This is a genomic window from Clostridium frigoris (genome assembly GCF_018861865.1).
GTDB classification, from domain to species: Bacteria; Bacillota; Clostridia; order Clostridiales; family Clostridiaceae; genus Clostridium_AD; species Clostridium_AD frigoris.
Genome location: NZ_JAHLDV010000006.1, coordinates 68,169 through 93,568 on the forward strand (window position 1 = coordinate 68,169; position 25,400 = coordinate 93,568).

At 31.3% G+C, this 25,400-nt stretch carries 29 protein-coding genes and 1 pseudogene; 4 read left to right on the forward strand and 26 right to left on the reverse strand.

Annotated elements, in window-relative coordinates; genetic code table 11:
- Positions 1-38: 38 nt before the first annotated feature.
- The 26 genes and pseudogenes from fliS to KPL37_RS04830 form a co-directional block, all read right to left on the reverse strand.
- A complete protein-coding gene (gene fliS, locus KPL37_RS04710; protein ID WP_216146261.1) occupies positions 39-434 on the reverse strand; it encodes a flagellar export chaperone FliS in 396 nt (131 codons plus the stop codon).
- A gap of 12 nt (positions 435-446) precedes the next feature.
- On the reverse strand, positions 447-737 hold the full coding sequence (locus KPL37_RS04715) for a hypothetical protein (protein ID WP_216146262.1): 291 nt from the start codon (positions 735-737) through the stop codon (positions 447-449).
- Between the two features lie 50 nt (positions 738-787).
- On the reverse strand, positions 788-1,135 hold the full coding sequence (locus tag KPL37_RS19660) for a flagellar protein FlaG (RefSeq protein WP_246578129.1): 348 nt from the start codon (positions 1,133-1,135) through the stop codon (positions 788-790).
- Positions 1,136-1,147: 12 nt separating this feature from the next.
- Positions 1,148-1,363: pseudogene (gene csrA, locus KPL37_RS19665) on the reverse strand (carbon storage regulator CsrA); the annotation flags it as partial.
- A 43-nt stretch (positions 1,364-1,406) separates the two neighbouring features.
- Positions 1,407-1,841: a flagellar assembly protein FliW gene (gene fliW / locus KPL37_RS04725; RefSeq protein WP_216146264.1), complete on the reverse strand. Its 435-nt coding sequence runs from the start codon at positions 1,839-1,841 to the stop codon at positions 1,407-1,409.
- Positions 1,842-1,920: 79 nt separating this feature from the next.
- Positions 1,921-2,859 (reverse strand): flagellar hook-associated protein FlgL, encoded by a 939-nt coding sequence (flgL, locus tag KPL37_RS04730; RefSeq protein ID WP_216146265.1) that lies wholly within the window; start codon positions 2,857-2,859, stop codon positions 1,921-1,923.
- A 40-nt stretch (positions 2,860-2,899) separates the two neighbouring features.
- On the reverse strand, positions 2,900-4,663 hold the full coding sequence (gene flgK, locus KPL37_RS04735) for a flagellar hook-associated protein FlgK (protein WP_216146266.1): 1,764 nt from the start codon (positions 4,661-4,663) through the stop codon (positions 2,900-2,902).
- A gap of 14 nt (positions 4,664-4,677) precedes the next feature.
- Positions 4,678-5,088, reverse strand: a complete 411-nt coding sequence (locus KPL37_RS04740) for a flagellar protein FlgN (RefSeq protein WP_216146267.1) — start codon at positions 5,086-5,088, stop codon at positions 4,678-4,680.
- 2 nt (positions 5,089-5,090) lie between these two features.
- Entirely contained in the window at positions 5,091-5,363 is a 273-nt protein-coding gene (flgM, locus tag KPL37_RS04745) for a flagellar biosynthesis anti-sigma factor FlgM (RefSeq protein ID WP_216146268.1), read from the reverse strand.
- Between the two features lie 146 nt (positions 5,364-5,509).
- Entirely contained in the window at positions 5,510-6,745 is a 1,236-nt protein-coding gene (fliY, locus tag KPL37_RS04750; protein WP_216146269.1) for a flagellar motor switch phosphatase FliY, read from the reverse strand.
- Positions 6,738-7,733, reverse strand: a complete 996-nt coding sequence (fliM, locus tag KPL37_RS04755; protein ID WP_216146270.1) for a flagellar motor switch protein FliM — start codon at positions 7,731-7,733, stop codon at positions 6,738-6,740. Before fliM ends, fliY begins: the two co-directional genes overlap by 8 nt.
- Positions 7,734-7,787: 54 nt before the next feature.
- On the reverse strand, positions 7,788-8,189 hold the full coding sequence (locus tag KPL37_RS04760; RefSeq protein ID WP_216146271.1) for a chemotaxis protein CheW: 402 nt from the start codon (positions 8,187-8,189) through the stop codon (positions 7,788-7,790).
- A gap of 12 nt (positions 8,190-8,201) precedes the next feature.
- Complete coding sequence (locus KPL37_RS04765; protein ID WP_216146272.1) at positions 8,202-8,561, reverse strand: response regulator; 360 nt, start codon at positions 8,559-8,561, stop codon at positions 8,202-8,204.
- A gap of 16 nt (positions 8,562-8,577) precedes the next feature.
- Positions 8,578-9,177 carry a chemotaxis protein CheC gene (locus KPL37_RS04770; protein ID WP_216146273.1) on the reverse strand — a complete coding sequence of 200 codons (600 nt, stop codon included), beginning with the start codon at positions 9,175-9,177 and terminating at the stop codon, positions 8,578-8,580.
- Positions 9,178-9,189: 12 nt separating this feature from the next.
- Positions 9,190-11,232, reverse strand: a complete 2,043-nt coding sequence (locus KPL37_RS04775) for a chemotaxis protein CheA (RefSeq protein ID WP_216146274.1) — start codon at positions 11,230-11,232, stop codon at positions 9,190-9,192.
- A gap of 81 nt (positions 11,233-11,313) precedes the next feature.
- Positions 11,314-12,078, reverse strand: coding sequence for a CheR family methyltransferase (locus tag KPL37_RS04780; RefSeq protein WP_216146275.1), 765 nt, complete (start codon positions 12,076-12,078; stop codon positions 11,314-11,316).
- Between the two features lie 10 nt (positions 12,079-12,088).
- Positions 12,089-13,159, reverse strand: coding sequence for a protein-glutamate methylesterase/protein-glutamine glutaminase (locus tag KPL37_RS04785; protein ID WP_216146276.1), 1,071 nt, complete (start codon positions 13,157-13,159; stop codon positions 12,089-12,091).
- 23 nt (positions 13,160-13,182) lie between these two features.
- A complete protein-coding gene (locus KPL37_RS04790) occupies positions 13,183-13,671 on the reverse strand; it encodes a chemotaxis protein CheD (RefSeq protein ID WP_216146277.1) in 489 nt (162 codons plus the stop codon).
- A 14-nt stretch (positions 13,672-13,685) separates the two neighbouring features.
- Entirely contained in the window at positions 13,686-14,135 is a 450-nt protein-coding gene (locus KPL37_RS04795; RefSeq protein WP_216146278.1) for a chemotaxis protein CheW, read from the reverse strand.
- A gap of 11 nt (positions 14,136-14,146) precedes the next feature.
- On the reverse strand, positions 14,147-16,135 hold the full coding sequence (locus tag KPL37_RS04800; protein ID WP_216146279.1) for a flagellar assembly protein A: 1,989 nt from the start codon (positions 16,133-16,135) through the stop codon (positions 14,147-14,149).
- A 68-nt stretch (positions 16,136-16,203) separates the two neighbouring features.
- Positions 16,204-17,085 carry an aminotransferase class IV gene (locus KPL37_RS04805; protein ID WP_216146280.1) on the reverse strand — a complete coding sequence of 294 codons (882 nt, stop codon included), beginning with the start codon at positions 17,083-17,085 and terminating at the stop codon, positions 16,204-16,206.
- 96 nt (positions 17,086-17,181) lie between these two features.
- Positions 17,182-17,826 (reverse strand): HAD-IB family hydrolase, encoded by a 645-nt coding sequence (locus KPL37_RS04810; protein ID WP_246578119.1) that lies wholly within the window; start codon positions 17,824-17,826, stop codon positions 17,182-17,184.
- Between the two features lie 121 nt (positions 17,827-17,947).
- Positions 17,948-18,361, reverse strand: a complete 414-nt coding sequence (locus tag KPL37_RS04815; protein ID WP_216146281.1) for a DUF1292 domain-containing protein — start codon at positions 18,359-18,361, stop codon at positions 17,948-17,950.
- Positions 18,362-18,514: 153 nt separating this feature from the next.
- Positions 18,515-22,027 (reverse strand): pyruvate:ferredoxin (flavodoxin) oxidoreductase, encoded by a 3,513-nt coding sequence (gene nifJ / locus KPL37_RS04820; RefSeq protein ID WP_216146282.1) that lies wholly within the window; start codon positions 22,025-22,027, stop codon positions 18,515-18,517.
- A gap of 241 nt (positions 22,028-22,268) precedes the next feature.
- Entirely contained in the window at positions 22,269-22,694 is a 426-nt protein-coding gene (locus KPL37_RS04825; protein WP_216146283.1) for a flavodoxin, read from the reverse strand.
- A 278-nt stretch (positions 22,695-22,972) separates the two neighbouring features.
- Entirely contained in the window at positions 22,973-24,046 is a 1,074-nt protein-coding gene (locus KPL37_RS04830; protein ID WP_216146284.1) for an undecaprenyldiphospho-muramoylpentapeptide beta-N-acetylglucosaminyltransferase, read from the reverse strand.
- A 220-nt stretch (positions 24,047-24,266) separates the two neighbouring features.
- Between KPL37_RS04830 and KPL37_RS04835 the strand changes: the two genes are divergently transcribed.
- From KPL37_RS04835 to KPL37_RS04850, 4 genes are all read left to right on the forward strand, one after another.
- A complete protein-coding gene (locus KPL37_RS04835) occupies positions 24,267-24,452 on the forward strand; it encodes an alpha/beta-type small acid-soluble spore protein (RefSeq protein ID WP_216146285.1) in 186 nt (61 codons plus the stop codon).
- Positions 24,453-24,557: 105 nt separating this feature from the next.
- Positions 24,558-24,743 (forward strand): alpha/beta-type small acid-soluble spore protein, encoded by a 186-nt coding sequence (locus KPL37_RS04840; protein WP_216146286.1) that lies wholly within the window; start codon positions 24,558-24,560, stop codon positions 24,741-24,743.
- A gap of 86 nt (positions 24,744-24,829) precedes the next feature.
- The gene (locus KPL37_RS04845) at positions 24,830-25,015 is read left to right on the forward strand and encodes an alpha/beta-type small acid-soluble spore protein (protein ID WP_216146287.1); all 186 of its coding nucleotides are present in this window, start codon (positions 24,830-24,832) and stop codon (positions 25,013-25,015) included.
- A 191-nt stretch (positions 25,016-25,206) separates the two neighbouring features.
- On the forward strand, positions 25,207-25,389 hold the full coding sequence (locus KPL37_RS04850) for an alpha/beta-type small acid-soluble spore protein (protein ID WP_216146288.1): 183 nt from the start codon (positions 25,207-25,209) through the stop codon (positions 25,387-25,389).
- Positions 25,390-25,400 lie beyond the last annotated feature (11 nt).

Here is a 25,400-nt window from a genome sequence, read left to right on the forward strand (position 1 = left end):
ACCCCTTTTAATTTTCATTGGAAGTCCAATTAACAATTCTACTTGCCTGCTTTAGATTTTTTATAAGCTTCATTCCACGTATCACGAACATCCTCAATAAGAGGAATAATTTCATTCATGGTTGCTTCACTTTTTTTAATATTGGCATCCAAAAGTCTGCGTGTTATAAAATCATAAACCTTCATTAAACTTTCTGCCCATTCTCCACCTTTTGCCACGTCCAAGGTTGACATTAACTCATAAAATATATTTTGAGTTTTTACAATGTTTTCATGAGCTTTATTAATATCTTTGTCTATTATTGCTTGTCTTCCTATTTTCGAGAATTTTGCAGCCCCATCTACTAACATCAAAAGTAATTGATCCTTTGATGCGAAATTTACGCTATTGCTTTTATAAGTATTAAATGCATTACCATAAGCGTTTGTTGCCATATTCCTTCACCCCTATTTTTTGGTATCTATAAAATTCCCAATAATCTTTTGCTCTTTTTCTAAAGTTTCTTTAAAAACCTGTACGTCATATTGTGCATTTTTGTATGCCCCTACAGTTATTTTATGCTTTTTCTTATATTTTGAAATCTTGCCCTTAAATTCTTCATATGTCTCAGAATTATTTTTAGGGTTTCTATCCTTATTTACTGATATCTCACCTTTTCTATGCACTATACCTGATTTCGTTGTATCTTTAACTCTTTGTCTTATTTCAACATCTATTTTGTTTAATTTAAACTCCATAATGTTCCTCCCAACTTTATTCGAGTGGGTAATTATTTTCTACATTTAAGTTATGCCTTTTTGTCTACTAAAATACCCGCCATCTCACACATTTTTGCTACCATATCTAATATTTTTCTAGAAGGTATTTCCCTTATCACTGTATTAGTGTTATTATCAACAAGCTTTATAATCATTTGATTAAGAACATCATGTTTTTCATATTGAAGATGGGTACCTTCACCGTCTAAAAATTTATTTATCTTAATAACCGCATTTTTAACTTCTTTTTCACTATTTTCTTTATCACTTAGTTGATTATTGCTTTCAACAGCTTTTGAGACCTTAACACTTTCTGGATTTTTGTGAAAACTATTTAAATCTATGAAGTCATTTTTAATATTACCCCCGATATCCATATTTCCTCCCGATTTATTATTTAATTTTTCTAAAATCGATGCATCAAAAACCATAGCCCTTTGATTTTCATCGGTAACTTCTCTATATAGTTCTTTCCTTAATATACCAATCTCTCTCGGCGCATCTATAGCAATTTTAACAGAACCGTTTTCAATTTTAACTATTGTTATTTCAATGTCTTCGCCTATCAATAAAGATTCACTTTTTTTTCTACCTATTACTAACATTTAGACCTCCCACCTTGCTGCTTTTTGTAGAAAACAACAATAATTAATTGTTATTTTCTTTAAATAGAGGTTCCTTTATTTTGTACTTATCATTATCTAATATCAGTTGCTCACCGAGTTTTTCTTTTATATTAACAATAATAGGAGCTTTTAAATTAGTAGTCATATTCTTTATATTTGAATTTAAAGTTACTGTTGTTAACACTAATACCTCTTCTTCCTTAGCTATTACAAGTTCTTTTATACAGGTATCAGGTATTTTAAATTCATAATCCTTTATAACATTAAAAGGAGATACCATAACTAGACCCATCTCAGTATTTTCAATTGAGTGTAATATACTAAAAACTTCATTTTTCTCTAATGGGAAAATTATAAATTTTTTTAACTCTTTAAATCCTGGAAGACCCTTTTTAAACATTATAACATCTTCAGTTTTATATTCGCGAATGCCATGATGCTTAGTGATTAGCTCCATATTATACTTCACTCCTTTAGTAATAATCATTTTAATCAACTTTCAATTGTCAAATCTACTCATTAGTCGATTCTCTATATTATAGATAATCAAGTAATGAAGGCTGAAGTACCTTAGCACTAGTTTGGAGAGATGCCGTATACACAGTTTGCATGGTAGCATATTCCATAGCCTTTTCCGTAATATCTATATCTTCTATGCTCGTAAGAACTTCTGTCATATTAGTATTTTGGTCTTCATTTCTATCTAAAGCACTATCCATTCTATTTTGTTTAGCACCAACCTCTGATCTTAACTTTAGCACATTTGTCATTACAGCTTGAATTCCAGTTAAATCTGCTCCATTCAGCTCAGCGATTTGAGTTGCATCTGTAGAATCAAGATGACCAGTAATATTATTTAATAAATCACTAAGATTTGTACCCCCTCCATTGCTTATAACCTCTGTTGCCGTCACATTATACTCCATCGTTACCCCTTGAGATACTTCAACAGACAGTTTAGATCCTATCTGATTTAACTCTGCAGGTATCTCCGTTGTTAAAGTCAATGGAGTATTACTTGTAGAAGATTCAATCGCAGCAGTCGGTTTAACATCTCCTCTTGTTCCTCCAAATATATATTTACCATCAAACGTTGTATTTAGGATTTGAGAAAGTTCCCCAACCTTTTGATTTATTTCATCCTTAATTGCCCCTCTTTCATCTACTCCATGACCAGCATCGCCCGCTGATACTAAAAGTTCTTGAATTCTAGTGGCTACATTACCAACTTGCCCAAGTGCTGTATCTGTCATATCAAGCCAAGTTGTTGTATTTTTGATATTACTATTATATTGTTTATTTGCGTCTATATCTGAATATATTCTCATTATTTTAGAAGCTTTTGCTGGATCATCAGATGCCTTTCGTATTTGTTTACCCGTAGCCATTTGAGTTTGAAGCGTACTTAAATTATTTAAATTTGTTTTATTATCTCTCAAAAAATTATTTGAAAGCATCTTATTGGTTATTCTCATATCTTCACCCCTTAATTAAAACACGTATAAATTTTGTTAATTATTTTTTTAAACCATTAACAATTAAATCTAGAAGTTCATCAACTGTTGAGATAATCTTCGCATTGGCTGCATAAGCATGTTGATATTGAATTAAATTAGCCATTTCCTCATCCAATGATACCCCCGATATAGACGTTCTCGATTCCTCTAACTTTGAAAGTTGTAACTCATGGTTCGTTACATTTTGCGATGCATCTTGAACCTGTATAGCTAACCCATTCACTGTATCTGTAAAATAACTACCAATAGTCATTCCATCTGAGGCAGAATTAAAAGTTGGTAATTTTGTTTGATCTCCATCAACAAATCCATTTGCAGCAAGAAAATTCGTTCTTGTTGATGTATCCGTTATACCTTGAATTTCAAACTTAACATCTTTAAGCTTTGAAATAGCTAATGCCCTAGTTCCATCAGTTGGGCCCGGGTTACTACCTGTTCCAACTTTAATAAGCATAGGATCATCAATAATTCCTGAATTAACTGAAATATTCCCTGCTGTAATTTTTGTTTCCCCTTTAATTGAAGTGTCATCACTGTTAACAAAAAAATTATAGGGTACCTTATCTGCATCAACTTGATCACCATGAATCGCATTTACGGAAAATGCAATACTTTTAGCTAAATTATTTAATTGATTCACGTACTTATCTATATCTGCTTGCACAGACATGTATCCTTTTAATTCTCCTGTTGTTGGGTTAAATAGTTGATAAGATGTTCCAGTACCCAACGGAACATTTGTGCCAACAATATCTCCCCCAATAAATTCCTTTCCAGCAATTCTCTTACTATCTTTGTCTACAGCATAACCTTCCTTATCTGCCACAAGCACTCTGCCTTGATCTAAACTTGCATATGCACTATCACTTAACTTCATTGTCATAGTCACTTTATTATTGTCTGACGACATATCGCCATTTTTATAATAAGTTACATCATATGTTCCATCGGTCATAACAGCTCCAGTTGCATCCTTTGACGGTGTTATACTACTAACATAAGAAAATCTCTTAACATCATCCGTTGCCTCAGATTTTACAAGGGTTAAATCACCGACAGCACCATCAGTAGCCTTTAGGTCTTCTCCTCCATAAGTTTTTTTATCAATAGTAATACCAAATTTTGCACTTAACTTATCTTCTAGTAAGTCCCTTTTGTCCAATAAATCATTAGGCTCATTTTCACCAATATTTACTGCTTTAATTTGTTGATTTAACTTATCTATTTCATCAAGCATACTGTTTACATCTACTACATCCTGCTTTATTACAGCTTTACAATCATCCTTTACTGTTATTAACTGTTTATACGTACTATTTAGTTGATCAGTTAATGCTTTAGATTGCTGTGCAACTACAGTTCTTGTATTTGAAAGCTCTGGACTTAAATTAAGTGCACTCCAAGCTGAAAATACCTTTCCAATAAGAGTTGACACACCAGTATCACTGACTCCATTAAAAACTGTTTCAACTTGTGATAAAACATTCTCTCTACCCTCATTTAATCCCATAGTACCATTTTCTGCTCTTACTTGGTAATCTAAATAAGTATCTCTAATTCTTGATATAGAAGAAATCTGTACACCAGTACCTAATTGCCCTGGGTTTGCATCACTTGGTCTTGTGGTCTCCATAAGTGCCCTTTGCCTTGAATATCCCTCTGTATTAGCATTAGCTATATTATGACTTGTTACATCTATTGCTCCTTGTTGAGCAGTCAACCCTCTTACTCCTACGTTCATCGTTGAAAACAATCCTGACATTGTCTCACCTCCTACTATCTTTTTACTTTACCATATCCATTGTAAGTTTTTGCTTCTCGTACTGGATTTAGTACACTTAACATTCTATTTGTAAAACTAAGTCCTTGTCTTATAAGTAACTCGTTTGTATCCTTTTGTAGTACTACAGCTTGTAATAATTTTTTAATTGAATAAAAATTCTTTTCAAGCTCTGGATCTTTCGCTGCATCAATTATTGGTCCCATGGCTTTATTCTCGGTAATTTTTCTTCGTAGCACTTCCATGTGCGCTATGTTTTTATTAGCTTCTTTAATTTTGTTAACGCAAGCTTCCATTCCAAATATATCATTAGTAACTATGTTTTTGTGTTGATTATCAAGTTCTAATAAAAGAACTTGGAGTGCCTTCGTTTCATTTACCATAACATCATTTAGTTTTTGCATCATAACTAAATATCTCTCCCCTTCATGTTATCAATAATTCTTTTAGCTACCAATTTTGAATCCATGTTGTAGGTGCCATTATTTACTTTGTTTTTTATAGCTGCTATCTTCTCACTTGAATTAACTGATTTACCACCTAATGCTAAAGCACTTAGGCTTTTCCCTTCCGCTGACAACGAAATAGTGTCCTTTGGCGCTTTTGTAGCCTTCACCTCTGCTTTAACAGTATTTTTTTTATAAAAATTAACCACATTTGGTTTTACTCCATCTATTTTCATTTTTTTCACTCCTAGCTTTTTATATATTTAAGCCTCGATTTTCTTATCTACTTATATTATCGTATAGAATTCTTTAAAGTTTATATGATAAACAAAAAAGGAATAAATTTTATTTATTCCTTTTTAAATAATATGTTTTTCAACTTCTATTCTGTTAATGTTTTAACTCTTTCTTCTCCACTAATTATACTAGTAATTCTAACTCCAAAATTCTCGTCTACAACTACAACTTCGCCGTATGCTACTTTTTTGCCATTTACTAATATATCTACTGGCTCTTCTGCTAATTTATCAAGCTCAATTAGAGATCCAGTACCAAGATTTAAAATATCCCTTATGTTCTTTTTAGTTTTACCAAGAACTACCGAAATTTCTAATTTAACATCTAATATTAAATCAATGTTTCTAGGATTATTATAAAGTGGTGCTTTTTTTAGAGGCTGAAAAGCTGCTTTACGAACCTCTACTTGTGGCTCTTGTCTTTCAATTGGTTTTGAATAATATTCCGGTTCAGGCGCAGCTTTCGCACTATTTAATTCATATTGTGAAGTCTGAGCACTTTCCTCATGGACCTCTGGTGTTTTTATTTCAATTTGAGGTTCAACTACTTTGGGTTCCTCACTACTCACTTCGGTACCCATCATAATAGAAACTATTTTTTTCGCAGTTTCTATAGGAAGCACTTGCATTATAACACTATCAACCAATGTACCTATGGTCATTTTAAATGCTACCTGAACGACCTGCTCATTTTCACCTATGTCATCATTTAATGGCGAAGTACTCTCATCCCATATTTTAGATTGTGGAGGTGAAATATTAACTTCCCTTGCGAACATTGTTGCCATAGATGTTGCAGCAGATCCAATCATTTGATTCATGGCTTCTGATACTGCGCTAAGTTCAATTTCTGATAGCTCTGGTTTACCTTCTACATTGCCATCTCCACCCATCATTAAACTAGCTATAACCGCTGCATCAGTATTCTTAATTACTAAAAGGTTTCCACCTGAAATACCACTTGTAAATTTAACATCTAAGGCAATATTGGGAACCTCAAATGTACCTCTTAGTTCTCTAAGTGTACTTACTGTAACTACTGGTGTTGCAATATTAACTGGTTGACCTACAATAGTTGAAAGTGCTGTTGATGCTGAGCCCATAGAAATGTTTCCAACCTCACCTAACAAATCTTTCTCACTATCTGTTAATTCAAATGATTCTATAGATTTAGTACTTATGTTCTTAGTATCTACGCCCTCAGCTGAGCTCTCTGCTTTTGCAGTATCTTCTTTTGCAGTGTCTGTAGTTGGAGTCGAGTCCATACCGTCTCCGTTTAAGAGAGCGTCGATTTCTTCTTGTGAAAGAAAGCCGTTACTCATAATTTTCCACATCCTTATCTATTATATCTATTACCTCAATTCCCCTGTTTTTACCTATAGTACCAGGTTTGCCTGTATAGCATAAACGATCTTCAACAAATACACTAACTTGGCTATCACTTGAATTATCAAGAGTTATTACATCACCTTCAGTTAATTTTAGAAACTCATCCACTGTAATATTAGTACTACCTAGTACTGCAGTCATTGGAACACTTACAATATTCAATCTATTTTTCAATCTATTTCTAGATTCATTTACAACTTCTTCATCGTTTTCTCTAAACCAATATTGAACAACTAGTTTATCAAGTACTTTTTCAATACTTAAATAAGGTATACACATATTTATAAATGTTGTATTATTACTCATTTCCACCGAAAAAGTAATTAAAGCAACTGGTTCATTTGGTGCTAGCGTCTGATTAAGTGCTGGATTAGTTTCTAATGCCTCAATCTCTGGTTCTACGTCCAAAACATCTTCCCAAGCAAGTTTCAAGTTAGCTATAAGTCCTGCATTAACATTTCGTAATATGTTCTTATCTATATCAGAAAACTCTTTATTTGCAACTTTCCTATTACCCATTCCTCCTAGTAGTATATCAATTACTTGAAAAGAAAATTGAGGATTAGTTTCAAATAATATAGAGCCACTTAAAGGTGGCATCTTAAATATAGTTAAAATAGTAGGGTTAGGGATTGAATGAATAAATTCATCATAAGTTATTTGCTGAATACTTTCAATTTTAATCTTTACATTATTTCTTAGCTGTGCAGATAAATAACTTGATATTATTCTTCCATAATTATCATGAATTAACTCAAGCGTTCTCAAATGATCTTTTGAGAACTTTTGAGGACTCTTAAAATCATATAATTTAACTTTATGCTTTTCTTCTTCATTTGGGAGCTGATCTGGCTCTATTTCCCCAGAAGATAGGGCAGATAGAAGTGAATCTATTTCACTTTGTGATAATACTTCTGCCATAATTTTACCTCATTCCTCTGTAATATAAATACTATTTTATCTTTCGATAAGTTCTTATCTTTCAATAAGTTTGGTAATATCAATTAATGTGACTATTCTATCCTTAAAGTTTATTATTCCTTTAATATAGGCTTTATCTTTATCGGTTTCAATCTTTTCAATTAAATTTTGTTCAATTTCTAATACTTCATCAACTTGGTCTACAGTTACACCAACAGACTCATCTTTTAGATTTAAGATAATAATATTTTCTTGATCTACTGTTCCCTTTTCAATATCTAAAAGGAGATTAATATCTAGAAGAGATATTATATTACCCCTTAGATTAATTAATCCTTTTATGTAGGGTGCAGACTTAGGTACATTTGTGATTTCCATCATATCATTAATGCTTTGAACACTTGATGCTTCAACTGCAAACTGTTCCTCATTAACCTTAAATATAACTACTTGCATAACTCTCCCCCTCTAACCTAGAACTTTTTTTATTGCCTCAAGTACTCTATCTGATTGGAATGGCTTAACTATGAAATCTCTTGCACCAGCTCTTATTGCATCCATAACCATAGTCTGTTGGCCCATTGCGCTACACATAATTACTTTGGCTGTTGGATCAAACGCCCTAATTGCTTTAACGGCTTCTATTCCATCCATTTCAGGCATAGTAATATCCATAGTAACAATATCTGGTTTCTCCGCCTTGTATAATTCTACACCCTTTAGTCCATTACTTGCTTCTCCTACAACTTCAAATCCGTTTTTTTCCAATATATCTTTTATCATCATTCTCATAAACGCAGCGTCATCAACAATTAATACTCTAGCCATTTTATAATACCTCCAATTAATTTACACCTAGTGAATTTAATATTTTTTCAAGTGATCCGGGCATTGGTATATAATAAAAATGCCCTCTTATTTTTTCGTTCTCCTGTAAAAAGTTTGTTTCTAAATCAAGTACATACTCGTCAAATTGACCCGATTCAATAAATGTTGTTGAGAGTATTGCCGCCATCATATCTAGTGCTACTGCTGGCACCGAAGGCCTAACCTCAAGTTTTGTAAGTTCTGCTATTGCATTCATAAAAGAACTCGAAATAATATTTCCAATCTCGCATAGTGCTGAGTTTCCAAGCTCTGTTATTTGCTCCTGCTCTTCCCCTACAAGTCCTGATATAATTCTTAGAGCAACATCCTTTTCCAAAGTAAATAGTATATTACCCGGTATATCACCAATTACTCTCACAACAACGCCAATTACTACTACTTCCACGTCTATACTTGAAAAAATATCATCAAATGGAATAATATTTACTGCTGGCACGCTCATATCTACTTTCTCATTTAGTAACTCTGATAAAGCAGTAGCTGCATTTCCTGCACCAATATTTCCCACTTCTTGTAGTACATCAAGCTGCATAGTAGTAAGCTCAGAATAATCCATATTATGTCCTCCTTAAACTAAAGCAGCAACATCAAGTATCAATGTAACAAGTCCATCTCCTAAAATTGTTGCTCCTATATATTCTTTTAATCCACGTAATGTTTGCCCTAGTGGCTTTATTACAATTTCTTGTTGTCCTAGTAGTGAATCCACTAAAAGTCCTACTGTTTTCTCTCCAACTTTTACAATAACAATATACTTCTTTGTAGTTTCAATATTCTCTATTTCCATTTTTTCATTTACTCTTACAAGTGGAATTACACTATCATTGTATACAATAACTTCTTTATTATTAGTCTTCTTAATCAGTTCAATTTTATAATCTATTACTCTATCGATATATCCAAGAGAGATAGCCATAGTTTCATTACCTACTTTTACTAGTAATGCCTGGATTATTTGTAGTGTCAATGGTAATCTTATAATAAAAGATGTACCTTTGTCAATCTCACTTATAGCATCTACAGTTCCACCAAGTGCAGCAATTTTAGTTTTAACAACATCCATGCCCACTCCACGTCCAGATATATCTGTTACTTTCTCGTTAGTACTAAATCCTTGTGCAAATATCAAATTTTTTACATCGGCATCTGTCATACCTTCAGTATTAATACCAGATTCATTTGCTTTTACCTTTATTCTCTCTACATCAAGGCCTGCACCATCATCTTCAACCTTTATAATTGCTTTAGTACCCTCAGCATAAGCTATAAGCTTAATTGTACCAACAGGATTTTTTCCCTTAGCAATTCGCACGCTACTAGGCTCAACACCATGATCTGCTGCATTACGAAGCAAGTGAAGTAATGGTTCACCTATTTCATCAATAACTGTCCTATCAAGTTCTGTCTCTTGTCCCTTAATTACAAGTTCCATATCTTTATTAAGTTTTTTTGATATATCACGAATCATCCTTGGAAATCTATTAAATACTACTTCAAGTGGTAACATTCTAATCTTCATTACTAAATCTTGAAGCTCAGACGTAGCTCTAGCTACTTGTTCTAAAGTTTCATTTAAATCAGTTAGTTTATGAACGCTACTTATTTGCTCTAGTCTTGTTCTATGAATTACAAGTTCTGATACCATATTCATAAATTTATCTAATCTATCTAGTTCAACTCTCACAGATTGATGAGCTTTTTTATGAGTTACAACTTCTTTATTGTCTTTGTTTTTACCTTCTAATTTCACCTTGCTTTTCACTGCTTCTACTTTAACCTCGGGAGCTTTTTCAATTTCTTTAACTTCCCCTAATTTATCAGAAAGAATATCTTTAGTACTATTAATATCAACATCTTCAACAATAGCCTTTTCTACTTCAGATATATTCATCAAAATATCAGTAACTTCAGCTTTTTCTTTATTAGTTAGATAAATTAAATTTATTTCAAATTCAAAATTTTCATCTTCTAATTCCTCAGCTCCAGGCACAGATTTTATTATCTCTCCATATTCTTCTAAACTCTTAAAAATAAGAAATGCCCTAGCTGCTTTTAGTAGCGTATTTTCACTTATTAAAATCTTTATATCAAATGCGTTATACATTTTTTCCTTTGCTTGCTTTATAACATCAATGTCATATTCATTGAGAATAACTCTCTCACCCATATCACTGTTACTAGCCTTTTGAGGTATCTTTTCAATTTTCTTTTCCTCAACTTTTGGATTTTCACCGATTTCAGCCATTTCATGTAAATCCTTTAATATTTCATCTATTGATATATCTTCTGAAATGTCTTCAGAAATATTATTCACCATTTTTTCTAAAGTATCTAGGCACCTAAATAGAACAGTTACTACTTTTTCTGTTACTTTAAGTTTACCCTCACGGAATTCAGATAAAATATTTTCCATATTGTGAGTTAATTCAGCCATTTGACTAAAACCCATAGTAGCCGCCATTCCCTTTATAGTATGAGCTACCCTAAATATTTCATTTAACTTATCTATATCTTCTGGGTTTTGTTCGAGCTCAAGAAGCGACTCATTCAATGTTTGCAAATTTTCCATAGACTCTTCTAAGAACATTGACATATATTGTGATGTGTCCATTTTATCCCCCTCTATACTTATCATTACTAAATGCTGTGCCTTAAAAATAAGGCTGTCTTTATTTCCTAATGCTAATCAAACTTATATTTTTTTATATATAAATGTTGATGCTTTTTCAAATCCATAGTCTTTATAATTGTATATACTTTCAGTGGCACCTACAAATAGTAACCCACCTTTTTTTAAAGAATTAGCTATTTTTTCATATATTTTGTCCTTAACATCTTGATTAAAATAAATAACTACATTTCTGCACACTACTAAATCAAAATTATTATCGAAATTATCTAAAATAAGATCATGTTTCTTAAATTCAACCATTTTTTTAATTTGAGGACTAATTATATATTTATCCCCGTTAACTACAAGGTATTTATCCATAAATTGTTTTGGAACATTTTTAACTTCAGAATAAACATACTCTCCATTTTTCGCTTTTTGAAGTATTGTGCTATCAATGTCTGTAGCTATAATTTTATGATTTCCTCTAGAGTTTAAATTATCTACAATCATAGCTAATGAATAAGGCTCAGCTCCAATAGAACATGCTGCACTCCAAATTTTAAGTCCTGAATTATATGGGAGTTCTGACTTGATTTTTTTTGAAAGTTCATCAAATATTTCAGGATTTCTAAAAAATTCTGTTACATTTATTGTTATAAAATCTAAAAACTTCTGTTTTTGAGCAGGATCTTTTTTAAGCAAACTAATATACTCTTCTACAGAACTAACTCCCACTCTTGACATTAAGCTCAAAATTCGTCTGTGGAGCTGATTAGATTTATACGCTGACAAATCTATGCTATATTCTTTTAAGACCCAATGCTGAAAATCTATTAAATCCATTAGCGTTTGCTCATCTCCCCATTAAAACCTTATTTATTTCCTGCGCAATATTTTCAAGTGGTACAACTTCATCTACTTTACCAGTTTCAAAAGCGGCCTTTGGCATTCCATATATGGTACAGGTAGATTCATGTTCTGCCATAGTAATTCCACCATTGTCTTTAATCATTGCGGTGCCTTTTGCACCATCGCGTCCCATTCCAGTAAGTATAACGCTTAAAAGCCGAGGTCCATAAACCTTCGAAGCTGATATAAAGAGCTTATCTACGCAAGGTCTAACCCCCCAAACAGTAGGCTCAGTATTCAAATGTATTCTCTTATCACTGCCTACTTCCATATGATATCCACCAGGCGCAATATAAACTACATTTTTTTCAATTAGATCACCCGCGCAGGCTTCAATAACTTTTAATTTGCTATTTAAATTGAGCCTCTGCGCAAATGCTTTTGTAAAACCAGTTGGCATATGTTGCACTACTAAAACAGGTACTCCTATATTATCGGGCAATACTGTTATTACTTTATATAATGCTTTTGGACCACCCGTAGATGCTCCAATAACTACAGCCTCAATGCTTGGTACTGCTCGTTTTAACACTCTTTCTATTTTTTTTTGAGCTACTACTTTATTTATATTGATTTTTTTTTCAGAGTCTATGGTAGTTCTGCTTTCATTTTGCCTGTAAGCTAACTTTATTTTTGCTATCAATTCATCTTTAACTTTATTTATATCTAATGATATCGCTCCAGAGGGTTTTGCAATAAAATCAAAGGCTCCTAGTTCAAGGCATTGTATAGTTAACTCTGTACTAGCCTTAGAGCTACTACTAAGCATTATTACTGGTACATTCCTATTAACTGTTTTTAATCTCTTTAGCGTCGTTATACCATCCATTTTGGCCATTTCAATGTCCAATGTTATTACATCAGGTACCTGGCGTTCAATTTTTGATAATAGTTCCTCACCATTTCTTGCTGTGCCTATAACTTCCATTCCCATTTCAGCATTAATCATATCAGAAATTATTTTTCTCATTAATGCTGAATCATCTACTACAAAAACTTTTATCTTTTTAAGCATAATATATCTCCCTCTGCCGTTTACTAAATTTCTACTGTTCCCATTCCTACAGTCCTAATAGAGAGTAGACCATTAGTTGTATCGAATATCAAAGTTCTACCCTTATTACCACCAATGTCTTGTGCGATTATTGGGATAGATAGAATTTTCAGAGCACTTTTCACTGCTATACTATTTCGATTGCCAATGTCCATAATTATACTTTTATCAGAAAAATTAAACATTGACGCTCCACCTGCTATTTTAGCCCGCATATTACATAACTTTGCACCTTTACTAATCATATTAGTAACTAAAATAGGTATAGCCAAATCAGCAAACTTTATTTCATTTGTTATTTTATTAAACTGACTACTGTCTGGAAGCATTATATGTGCCAGTCCTGCAATTCCTATATATTTATCAAAAATTGCAATACCCACACAAGATCCAAGCCCAACAGTTATTAATTTATCTGGCGAAAACACTACGTTTAAATCTGCAATTCCTACCTTTATCTCATTATATTCCATAATTACACCCTATTTTATAATATTTGTATTTTTTCTTCATCAGTCAATATAGCTAAAATATTTAAATATATAATTATTTTACCATCGATTTTAATAAGTCCTTTAATGTATCTTTTAGATATTCCCGTAATTATCGATGGTGAATCTTCTATATTATCTTTACCTACATCTTTAACTTCTGACACAGAATCAACTATTATACCTATCTTACTGTCGTTTTGCTTTGTAACTATTATTTTAGAATCTTTACTAATTTCAGATGATTCCAGGTTAAATCTTTTTGTTAACGTTATAACTGGTAATATACTATCTCCATAGTTTATTACACCTTCAACAAATTGTGGTGAATCTGGAACTTTAGTTGCATTTTCATATTCGAGTATTCGCTCCACCTCTAAAATACTCGTAGCATACAGTTCACCATTTACGCTGAAAACAAGTACCTTAACATCTTCCTGCTTCATATTTACCCCCCCTAACCTTGTAATTTTTCAACTACTAACTCTCTATCCTCATCTATAAATGCATGGATGTTTTTACTGAGAACATCAAGGACGTATTCTCTTTCTCCTATAATAAATCTAGTATTAGGGTAAGCAACATCTGCCCATATATGACCATTTTTTTCTACAATAAGTTTCGTTGATACCCCACCTAGTCCTCCAACTACTTTGCATTTAATTTCTTTACCCGCTTTTATAACTCCCCCACGAGCAAGGCTTTTATCAAGCTTAAAGATTATACTATCACTTGCCACTAATTGAGAAACGTATTCACCTTTACCAGTAAAAACAATGTTACCGGAACTTTTAATTGTTGAGTCTTGAGAATAGTCTAAGACTACATCTACGGGAAGAGTTAAATTTATTTCCAATTTTTCAATTTTATTTTCTATAATTGCCACAACATCATTTAATTCCTCGAAATCAACGATATTAAGAGGTCCAAGATTTAGTATTTTATGTTTTAGTATAACCATTAATTCATCTTCCGTGTTTTCCATTCCAATTATTCTTTTAACTACTTTAATGGCAGTTTGAGGAAGTCTTTTAAATTTACTTTCAAGTAATATTTTAATAAGTTCTCCATCACTATTATTTTTTTTAATAAGGTTTATCCCTTTTACTTGCTTTATAGAATCTATTAATTTTAATATGTCTTCTTTCATGCTCTTTATATCATTTAATAATTCTAAATTTAATACATCTTCTTTTCCAGATGAAATATTTGAATGAATTACATTACCCTTAACCATAACATCACCAGACGCTGTAATCTCAGCTTCCGCTACATTATTTTTAATTAAGATAGAATTACCTGATTCTACTTTCATTCCTTCACGTACACTTCCATTTATAACTATATCCCCAACAAATTGAATATTTCCTGTTTTTAATTCTACATCACCATTTACTTCATAAGTTTTATAGACAAAAAAAGTACTTCCCCTAAGTGATGGTCTACCTTCTCTAGTTGCGGCAACTGTGAATTCATCTGTAAGTTCACAGCCTTCTCCTACCCCGAGTACTAGGATTTTAGATCTTTTACATTTTAAAACCTTTCCTTTGATATCCATTCCATCTGTTCCAATTTTACCCTTATTAAGAATAGCTAAAACCTGTCCTTTTTCTACGCCTTCAACAGTTCCTATAGCTTTGTAGTCAATAACCTCATCATTATCATAATCCTTATGACCGCCGCTATATTTTATTTCTAGTCTGTCATCTATTGCATTTATTACTTTCTTCCCCTTTGCAATAATTATCTGGGAAATTTCATCTTCTTTTGAACATTTTATAACAACCATCTTCAAAATACCATATTTAATTTTATTATTTAATAATTCATTATTAATTTCTACTCCTGTAAATTTGGGTGGCATAATTTCTTCTTTTACTTCACGTTCTATTGCTACTGAATTTTTAGGCCCGCAATCTTTTAATTTATAGATTATATTAGGCTTATATTTTATGCTAATATAAGCTTCCATATTGTCTGCGCTTGTACTTAAATTTAAATTTCGAGTAGCTTCATCTTCTGTTAGAAATACTTCTATAATATTTTCTTTTTGCACATTAGCGCGTAAAGTGACTTTTTCTCCATTCACAGTTAGTGTAATATTATTAGTATTAGTATTAGAAATTACAGCCGGTTTACCGTCCTCATAAGGATCTTTTATTATGATTTCTCCATTTTTAATTTCTATAGTTCCATCATTTCCGCTTGGAATATCTGTTTTAATCTCAGCTTTTTTAACACTGTCTAACTTAGGACTACCTTCATTGGTCAGCCCTTCTATAGAATCAATTGAAATTATAACATGCTTTTTAAATAAACCTCTTTTTTCCTCAAGTATTGAATATTTAAGCAGTTCTCTCGAAACACCCAAAGCAATACTTGCATTTTTTAAACACTCCTTAACACTCGCTCCTTCAAATTTTTGAAAGCCTAACTCACCATCCACTTATACCACCTCTTTCTATATAGAAATTATGTTATAACATTCTCTGGTATACCTAGCATCATAATGTTTTATTTATTTATCGTTCTATTCGAAATAAACTTTACAAATTTCTGTTTATTCTCTTTTAATTCTTCATCAAATCCCAACATTATTGCTTTTATTATTGAATTTTTTGATGAATTAAAAGAAAACCCATCCACGCTTTGTATTGGAAGAACCTTAGGTGATGTTCCTGAAATAAACAAACCATTATACGCTTTAAGATCTTTTTCAAAAACATCTTTCTCTATAAATTTTATATTTAATTTTTCACAAGTTTTTATAATAAATTGTCTTGTAATTCCAGGTAAAACATTCATAACTCTAGATGTTACAACTGTATTTCCTTTTACCATAAAAATATTTGATTTGCTACCCTCTGTAATATATCCAGAATTGTCAACTAAGATTGCTTCATGTACATTTTTATTCTTTATTTCCACATTTACATTTTCACGAAATTCATTATTTATAACCTTAGCATTAGGATTACTTCTCTCACCATGATAAGTAATAGTTTTTACGCCCTCTATATATTGCTCTTTTGTTGGATATGAATGCTCCACAAAATACACTATAAATTTCTCATTGAATCCATTATTAAAAAGGTTTTCACCATCTGGATTATAATTTATAACTAATTTTAAATTTCCATCTTTTACTTTATTCTGTTTTATTAATTTAATAACTCCATCTATAATTTCATTCTTTGTAATAGTTAGGCTATATTTCATAATTTGGGCAGAATTTTCAAGACGACTTAAATGTTCCATAAAAAATATTGGTATTCCATCGCTTACTCTTATAACCTCATATAGTGATTTTCCATTATCACTACTATAACTATCAAATTCTTCACTACTTTTAATTTCATCCCCAAATAAAAAATATAATTCTGTACATTTATCCATATAAATTTTCCTCCTTATTTTAAAGATATAACAATTAATATTTGTCATATCTTCCATGTTTATATTTTAATTATACGTTATATCTTATAAATAATCCTATTTCCACCTCAAAATTTCAATTTTATCATGTAATTTTTTATAATTTATTAAATATGGATGGCCTACTAAATTAAATAGTGGTAAATCAGAGAGTGAGTCAGAAAACATACATGAATTTTCAAAATCCACATCTATATTTTCTTTAAGTAAGACTTCTTTTAGTCTTTTCACCTTTTCTTCACCCTTACAATTTTCACCTAACATCTGATTTCTATGTAATCCATTCTCCTTTATAAAACGAGTTCCTATTACTTTATCTACTTCTTTTATATTATAAAATTCACTTAAATAAAATTCAGCCGATGCAGAAATCAAATAAATTTTATACCCCTGTTTTTTCATTTTTTTTATGGTGTCTATAGCATCCTTATATAATATTTTACTTAGACGTTTTTCATAAAAGTCTTTCACAATTTTTTTCATATCATTTTCCTCTATACCGTCTATGAATCTTATAAAAGTCTTTTTTGCTTTTGAAGCATCGTATATTTTAAAAACATAAAAAAGGGATGAAAATATACTTTTGGGTAGATACTTTATATACCTAGGATTCTTTTTGAGCATAAAAAAGTAAAATTCTAATAAAGTCTCTCGTTTTGTTATTGTGTAATCCACATCAAAAATAGCTAATTTTTCTTTCAAATTTATCCTCCTTTAGAAATACATTGTATTATTACCTTAATACTAATTATAATACTGCAGCGACCAAATAGATAATTTAATCTAAAAAGAGCCGCTGCATTTGCAACGGCTCCTCCTAGAATTATTTTTCTTCTTTAATTAAATTTTCATAATATGCCGTTACTTCTGCAAATTCTTCATCTTCAGGAATAACTAATTCGCCTGTTTCTTCATCTCCAACTACCTTGAAAAGGTATATTGAATCATCTTCAGGATTTTGAACTAAAGCATATTCATTTTCTTTATAAGTAAATCCATCTACTATTTCACATGGAACTATATTACCATTTTCATCTTCTAAATCTACTGTTAATGCTTCGCCTTCGCCTTCGCCACATCCGCAACCACAGCCTTCATGTTCATCATGTTCATGACCACCACATCCACAGCCTTCATTTTTTTCTTCATTTTCATGGCCACCGCAACCGCAACCTTTATTTTCATGGTCATGTTCTTGACCACCACATCCGCAAGATGTATTTTTATCTTCATTCATAATGTAGTACCTCCTAGTTTCAGTATACCTTAATTCTACCCTAAAACATAAAATATTAAAAGGGTTTTTTTGAATTATTTTTGTTAAGTTAATGTAAATGGAAAAGGAAGATGGAATTTAATCCATCTTCCTTTTTCTTTTAAATTTTAAATACTATTTTTCACTAGCAAGTTTTTTGTATCCTGCTAATCTTTCTTTAGCATCTTGTTCTGTTTTAACAAATAATTCTTCTGCTACTTCTGGGAAAGTTTTAGCAAGTGAAGAATATCTTACTTCACCCATTAAGTAATCTCTAAATGAAGTAGTAGGTTCTTTAGAATCTAATACGAAAGGATTCTTTCCTGCTTCTTTAAGATCTGGATTATATCTATAATTAGCCCAGTATCCAGATTCAACAGCTCTCTTAGTTTCTAATTGTGTACAACCCATTCCAACTTTAAGACCATGATTAATACATGGTGCATAAGCCATTATAAGTGATGGTCCTTTATATGCTTCTGCTTCTTTGATAGCTTTAAGTGTTTGAGCTTTATCAGCACCCATTGCTATTTGAGCAACATAAACATATCCGTAAGTCATTGCCATCATACCTAAATCTTTCTTCTTAGTTCTCTTACCAGTAGCAGCAAATTTTGCAACTGCAGCTGTTGGTGTAGATTTTGAAGCCTGACCACCAGTATTTGAATATACTTCAGTATCGAATACAAATACATTTACATCTTCTCCAGATGCTAATATATGATCTACTCCACCATATCCAATATCATAAGCCCAGCCATCTCCACCAAATATCCATTGAGATTTCTTAACTAAATGATCTCTCTTTGCAAATATTTCTTTCAATGCTTCATTACTATCTTTTTCAGCAGTTAATAATGGTAACAATTTAGATGTAGCAGTTTTTGATCCTTCTCCATCATTTTTGTTTTCAATCCATTCATTAATAGCTGTTTTTAATGCATCACTTGTATTCATTGTTAGAGCTTGATTAGCAAGTAATTCAACTTTATCTCTTAATTGAGTAGTTCCAAGGAACATACCAAATCCAAATTCAGCATTATCTTCGAATAATGAGTTAGCCCAAGCTGGTCCCTTACCACATTTATTAACTGTATAAGGTGAAGCTGGTGAACTTCCGCCCCAGATTGAAGTACATCCTGTAGCGTTAGCAATTAACATTCTATCTCCGAATAATTGAGTTATAAGTCTAGCATATGGAGTTTCTCCACATCCAGCACAAGCACCACTGAATTCCATTAATGGTTGCTCAAATTGGCTTCCCTTAACAGTAGCTGTTCCCATTGGATTTTCTTTTTTAGGTAAGTTTATGTTAAACTTCCAGTTTGGTAATTTAGCTTCTTGTGTTGCATATGGTTTCATTATTAAAGCTTTTTCTTTAGCTGGGCAAACTTCTGCACAGTTACCACATCCACTACAATCTGCATTACTAATACCTATTGCAAAATGTTGACCTTCAAGTCCTTTTCCAATAGCTTTCTTACTTTCGTAAGATTTTGGAGCGTTTTTAAGATCTTCATCATTAGTTAAGAAAGGTCTTATTACAGCATGAGGACATACAAATGCACATTGATTACATTGTATACAATTATCCATTTGCCATTCTGGTACGTTAACAGCAATTCCTCTCTTCTCGAAAGCTGCTGTTCCTGGCATTAATGATCCATCTTCTATTCCAGCAAATGCACTTACAGGTAAAGAATCTCCTTCTTGTCTGTTCATTACATCAGCAATATTTTTAACGAAGTCTGGTCTAGCTTCTAATTCTACTGTTGCATCTTTAACTGTTTTCCAGCTTGCTGGTACATTAACTTTAACAACTGATTGAACACCTTCATCAATTGCAGCGTTATTCATGTTAATAACCTTATCGCCTTTTTTACCGTAAGATGTAATAACAGCAGCTTTAAGATACTTAACTGCATCTTCTACTGGTATAATATTAGCTAATTTGAAGAAAGCAGCTTGCATAATCATGTTAACTCTTCCACCAAGACCTATTTTACCTGCTATTCCAACTGCATCAATAATATTGAAGTTAATGTTGTGACTAGCAATATAGTTCTTCATTGTTGATGGTAAATGTTGTTCTAATTCTTCAACACTCCATATACAATTCAATAAGAATGTTCCGCCATCTTTAATTCCTTTTAGAACATCATATTTAGTTACATAAGCTTGGTTACCACAAGCAACGTAATCTGCAGAACTTATTAAGTATGGTGATTTTATAGCTTTCTTACCAAATCTTAAGTGAGAAACTGTTATTCCACCTGATTTTTTAGAATCATATGCAAAATATGCTTGAGCATACATTTCTGTATGGTTACCTATGATTTTTATAGCACTCTTGTTAGCTCCAACAGTACCATCTGATCCAAGTCCCCAGAATTTACATTCTTTAGTTCCTTCAGGTGTAGTTGTTATTTCTTCTCCCATTGGAAGTGATAAATTAGTAACATCATCTACTATTCCTATAGTAAATCCGTTTTTAGGAGTAGTTGCTTTTAATGCTTCATATACAGCAACGATTTGAGCTGGAGTAGTATCTTTTGATCCTAGTCCATATCTTCCACCAACAATAGCTGGTCTGTTTTCTACATCAAAATAAGCATTTCTAACATCTTGGTATAATGGTTCTCCGTTAGATCCTGATTCTTTTGTTCTATCAAGTACTGATATTTTTTTAACTGTAGATGGTATGTATTTGAAGAAATGATCTAATGAGAATGGTCTATAAAGATGAACTTTAAGTACTCCAACTTTTTCTCCCTTAGCATTTAAATAATCTATTGTTTCTTCAATTGTATCACAAACTGATCCCATTGCTATTATTACTCTGTCTGCATCAGGTGCACCATAATAATTAAACAAGTGGTAGTCTGTTCCAATTAATGAGTTTATTTTTCCCATATATGTTTCAACTTTTTCAGGAAGCGCATCATAAAATTTGTTTTGAGCTTCTCTTCCTTGGAAATATATGTCTGGATTTTGTGCTGTTCCACGAGTTACTGGGTGTTCTGGGTTCATTGCATGACTTCTAAATGCTTCTACCGCTTCTTGATTTACAAGAGATCCTAGAGTTTCATAATCCCATGCTTCTATTTTTTGTATTTCATGAGAAGTTCTAAATCCGTCAAAGAAATTTACAAAAGGAATTTTTCCCTCAATTGCTGATAAATGAGCAACTGGTGATAAATCCATTACTTCTTGAACACTACCTGATGCAAGTAAAGCAAATCCTGTTTGCCTAGTTGCCATTACATCTTGATGATCTCCAAAAATATTAAGAGCATGAGTAGCAAGTGATCTGGCTGCTACATGAAGTACTCCTGGTAAAAGTTCTCCTGCAATTTTATACATATTTGGAATCATTAATAACAATCCTTGAGAAGATGTAAAAGTTGTAGTTAATGCTCCAGTTTGAAGTGAACCATGTACTGCACCAGCTGCTGCTCCTTCTGATTGCATTTCCATAAGTTTAACTTTTTGACCAAATATATTCTTTGTTCCTTTTGCTGCTAGTTCATCGCAATATTCTGCCATCGTTGATGATGGTGTTATAGGATAAATTGCTGCAACATCAGTAAATGCATAGGCAACATGTGCCGCTGCTGTATTTCCGTCCATTGTTTTCATTTTTCTCATTTAATAAGCCTTCTTTCTTAAATAATATTATAAAAATTGTTTAAACGCTTTTATTTAAATTTAAAGTAAGAGTATTGTATTAAAATATCTCTATACTTAAAAATAATAACTTTTTAATAGATTTTATGCAAAACTAGCTAACACTTCTCAGCGCTAGCTAGCCATGATGAACCCTTGTACTCTTCATATTCTTCAACTGACCTCATCATTTCATAATTCTACATATTTCTATAAGAAAACCTTATTTAACCAAGTTTTTTCCCATTTCTTCTGCTTTTACTAATTGTTCATTAGTAGGAGCTTCGTTAACTATTAAATTTTGAACTACATTAAATTCATATTCTTTCATTAAACTTACCCATTTGTTCATAAATTCTCCATTGTCCCATCCATAAGATCCAAATAAACCTGTAATTTTATTATTAACTGGAATCAACTTAAACTTATCAATAAAAGGTTGCATTTCCTTTTGATCAATATTATTATTATCCATTGATGGACTACCAAATGCTACTGCATCTGCATTAGTTACATCTTCAACTGATGCTTCGCTAACTAATTTAAGTAATACATCTGCCCCTGCATCCTTTGCACCTTTAGCAATATGATTTGCTAAAACTTCAACATTTCCGCCGTTACTCAAGTAAATTATTGTTAATTTTTTCATTACTATCACCCCATGCTTTCATATTAATAGATAGTCTTTGTTACAAGTTAATTATACATCAATATGAATAATATTCAAGTTTTTTCGTTATAAATACTACATTATATTTTAAAATATTCTTTATAAAATAATATATAAGTACAATAATTTAGTGTTATAGTACAGTTTGTCATATAATAGTCTCTAAATATAACAAAACATTGTTAATATTTTATCATATTTTATAACCCATTTATTCTCTCCTATAATATAAAAAGAGTGAAGAAATTTTAACTTTTTCATCTTTTCCTATATTTTTCTATTAATTCTACTATTAAGTCAATACTTTTTTCAGTATTGCTATTATCCATTTTTTCAATATACTTATTTCTATCATTATACAATTCTTTAATTTTAATTTCTAAATTTTCTGGTGTAAGGTCTTCATCTTGAATAACCATACTATACCCACTTTTTTCAAAAGATCTTGCATTAAGTATTTGGTCCCCACGACTAGCCTTCGCGGATAGTGGTATTAATAAATTAGGTTTTCTTAGAGCAAGTAATTCAAAAATAACATTTGCTCCTGCCCTAGATACGACAATGTCTGCACTAGCCAATAAATGAGGTAATTCATATTTTATATAATCAAATTGCTTATATCCCTCTTTGTTTTGAAGTAATTTATCAATATTGCCACTACCACAAATATGAATAACATTATACTCTAATAATAATTTATCAAGTTTTGCCCTTATAGCATCATTTATAACTTTAGATCCTAAACTACCACCTATAATCATAAGTACTGGTTTATTATTTTTAAAGCCACATATTTGGTTACCTTTAATTTTATTTCCTTCAAACAATTCACGCCTAATAGGATTACCAGTTACAACACCTTTTCCCTTTTTTAATTCTTTTAATGCTTCTGGAAAAGTTACACATACTTTTGTACAATAAGGAGATACTAATCTATTCGCAAGTCCTGGTGTAATATCACATTCATGAGCAATTACTGGTACTTTGTTGAAAAATGCAGCAAGCACAACAGGAACAGAAACAAATCCACCTTTAGAAAAAACAATATCAGGTTTTTCCATTTTAATAATCTTTTTAGCCTCAAAAATGCCTTTAATTACTTTTAAAGGATCTGTAAAATTTTTTAAATCAAAATATCTTCTAAGTTTTCCGCTAGATATAGGAAAATACTTAATATTTTCACCCTCTATTATTTCCCTTTCTATACCTTCCTTTGTGCCAATATATTCAATTTCATAACCTAACATTTTAAGTTTAGGTACAAGCGCAAGATTTGGTGTTACATGTCCTGCTGAACCTCCACCAGTCATTATTATTTTATGTTTTTCCACTTTAACACTCCTTTTGAAACATGCTTTATTCAGTTTATACTATCTTATTATATACTAATTAGAATAAGAAGTTCAGTATTTATTAAAACTTTAGTTATCCATAATTTTCTAAACAACTTATGATTTTCAAAATTATCCTTCAATCAACTAATATAAAAAAAGAATATGCGGTTAAACTACTATCATAAAGTAATCACAAAAATAAAAGGAGGCAATTATTATGGCAAACAGAACATTAGTACCAGAAGCAAGAGCAGGTCTTAACAAATTTAAAATGGAAGCAGCTCAAGAAGTTGGAGTTAATTTGACAGATGGTTACAATGGAGATCTTACTTCTAGACAAAATGGATCAGTAGGCGGACAAATGGTTAAAAAAATGGTTGAACAGTACGAGAAAAACTTATAATAAACCTTATAATTCCTTATTTACCTGAAATATTATATTATAAATTTCTAATTTATGCACAAAATATTATCATAACAAAAATATATTAAAAAGGAGTGATTAACAATGGCAAATAAAACATTAGTACCACAAGCAAAAGCAGGTCTTAACAAATTCAAAATGGAAGCTGCAAAAGAAGTTGGAGTTAATTTAACAGATGGTTACAATGGCGATCTTACTTCAAGACAGAATGGATCAGTAGGCGGACAAATGGTTAAAAAAATGGTAGAGCAATACGAGAACAACTTATAATTCAAATTTTAGTTAAGTTGTATATTAAAAAATTATCAATAATAAATTGTTTTAACAAAAATAAATTATAGAAGGAGTGATTGAAAATGTCAAATAAAACATTAGTACCACAAGCAAAAGCAGGACTTAATAAATTTAAAATGGAAGCTGCTAAAGAAGTTGGAGTTGATTTAAAAGAAGGTTACAATGGTGACCTTACTTCTAGACAAAATGGATCAGTAGGCGGACAGATGACTAAAAAAATGGTTGAACAATACGAGAAAAATTTATAATTTAAATTTTTGATATTAGTTAAGAGGTATATGCAAGTCATATACCTCTTAGCTTTTTATTTAGTTTACTTACAAATATTTATTTAAAATGATTTACTTTCCTAATTTCCCGTAAAGATTCTATTATATATTTCTTATTTCTGCACAAGCTACTATCATAACCAAAATAAAATATAGAAGGAGTGATTAAAATGTCAAACAGACAATTAGTACCTGAAGCTAGAGCTGGATTATATTCATTCAAAATGGAAACTGCAAAAGAATTAGGAGTCAACTTTTCGGATTACAATGGTGACTTAACTTCAAGACAATGTGGTTCTGTGGGTGGACAAATGGTTAAAAAAATGGTTGAACAATATGAAAGAAATTTATAATTAGAAAAATT

What these genes read in the sequence shown, in the direction of transcription:
- fliS (WP_216146261.1), bottom strand. Translation starts at nt 434, where the DNA reads ATGGCAACAAACGCTTATGGTAATGCATTTAATACTTATAAAAGCAAT.
- KPL37_RS04715 (WP_216146262.1), bottom strand. Translation starts at nt 737, where the DNA reads ATGGAGTTTAAATTAAACAAAATAGATGTTGAAATAAGACAAAGAGTT.
- KPL37_RS19660 (WP_246578129.1), bottom strand. Translation starts at nt 1,135, where the DNA reads ATGGATATCGGGGGTAATATTAAAAATGACTTCATAGATTTAAATAGT.
- fliW (WP_216146264.1), bottom strand. Translation starts at nt 1,841, where the DNA reads ATGGAGCTAATCACTAAGCATCATGGCATTCGCGAATATAAAACTGAA.
- flgL (WP_216146265.1), bottom strand. Translation starts at nt 2,859, where the DNA reads ATGAGAATAACCAATAAGATGCTTTCAAATAATTTTTTGAGAGATAAT.
- flgK (WP_216146266.1), bottom strand. Translation starts at nt 4,663, where the DNA reads ATGTCAGGATTGTTTTCAACGATGAACGTAGGAGTAAGAGGGTTGACT.
- KPL37_RS04740 (WP_216146267.1), bottom strand. Translation starts at nt 5,088, where the DNA reads ATGATGCAAAAACTAAATGATGTTATGGTAAATGAAACGAAGGCACTC.
- flgM (WP_216146268.1), bottom strand. Translation starts at nt 5,363, where the DNA reads ATGAAAATAGATGGAGTAAAACCAAATGTGGTTAATTTTTATAAAAAA.
- fliY (WP_216146269.1), bottom strand. Translation starts at nt 6,745, where the DNA reads ATGAGTAACGGCTTTCTTTCACAAGAAGAAATCGACGCTCTCTTAAAC.
- fliM (WP_216146270.1), bottom strand. Translation starts at nt 7,733, where the DNA reads ATGGCAGAAGTATTATCACAAAGTGAAATAGATTCACTTCTATCTGCC.
- KPL37_RS04760 (WP_216146271.1), bottom strand. Translation starts at nt 8,189, where the DNA reads ATGCAAGTAGTTATATTTAAGGTTAATGAGGAACAGTTTGCAGTTGAA.
- KPL37_RS04765 (WP_216146272.1), bottom strand. Translation starts at nt 8,561, where the DNA reads ATGGCTAGAGTATTAATTGTTGATGACGCTGCGTTTATGAGAATGATG.
- KPL37_RS04770 (WP_216146273.1), bottom strand. Translation starts at nt 9,177, where the DNA reads ATGGATTATTCTGAGCTTACTACTATGCAGCTTGATGTACTACAAGAA.
- KPL37_RS04775 (WP_216146274.1), bottom strand. Translation starts at nt 11,232, where the DNA reads ATGGACACATCACAATATATGTCAATGTTCTTAGAAGAGTCTATGGAA.
- KPL37_RS04780 (WP_216146275.1), bottom strand. Translation starts at nt 12,078, where the DNA reads ATGGATTTAATAGATTTTCAGCATTGGGTCTTAAAAGAATATAGCATA.
- KPL37_RS04785 (WP_216146276.1), bottom strand. Translation starts at nt 13,159, where the DNA reads ATGCTTAAAAAGATAAAAGTTTTTGTAGTAGATGATTCAGCATTAATG.
- KPL37_RS04790 (WP_216146277.1), bottom strand. Translation starts at nt 13,671, where the DNA reads ATGGAATATAATGAGATAAAGGTAGGAATTGCAGATTTAAACGTAGTG.
- KPL37_RS04795 (WP_216146278.1), bottom strand. Translation starts at nt 14,135, where the DNA reads ATGAAGCAGGAAGATGTTAAGGTACTTGTTTTCAGCGTAAATGGTGAA.
- KPL37_RS04805 (WP_216146280.1), bottom strand. Translation starts at nt 17,085, where the DNA reads ATGGATAAATGTACAGAATTATATTTTTTATTTGGGGATGAAATTAAA.
- KPL37_RS04815 (WP_216146281.1), bottom strand. Translation starts at nt 18,361, where the DNA reads ATGAATGAAGATAAAAATACATCTTGCGGATGTGGTGGTCAAGAACAT.
- nifJ (WP_216146282.1), bottom strand. Translation starts at nt 22,027, where the DNA reads ATGAGAAAAATGAAAACAATGGACGGAAATACAGCAGCGGCACATGTT.
- KPL37_RS04825 (WP_216146283.1), bottom strand. Translation starts at nt 22,694, where the DNA reads ATGAAAAAATTAACAATAATTTACTTGAGTAACGGCGGAAATGTTGAA.
- KPL37_RS04835 (WP_216146285.1), top strand. Translation starts at nt 24,267, where the DNA reads ATGGCAAACAGAACATTAGTACCAGAAGCAAGAGCAGGTCTTAACAAA.
- KPL37_RS04840 (WP_216146286.1), top strand. Translation starts at nt 24,558, where the DNA reads ATGGCAAATAAAACATTAGTACCACAAGCAAAAGCAGGTCTTAACAAA.
- KPL37_RS04845 (WP_216146287.1), top strand. Translation starts at nt 24,830, where the DNA reads ATGTCAAATAAAACATTAGTACCACAAGCAAAAGCAGGACTTAATAAA.
- KPL37_RS04850 (WP_216146288.1), top strand. Translation starts at nt 25,207, where the DNA reads ATGTCAAACAGACAATTAGTACCTGAAGCTAGAGCTGGATTATATTCA.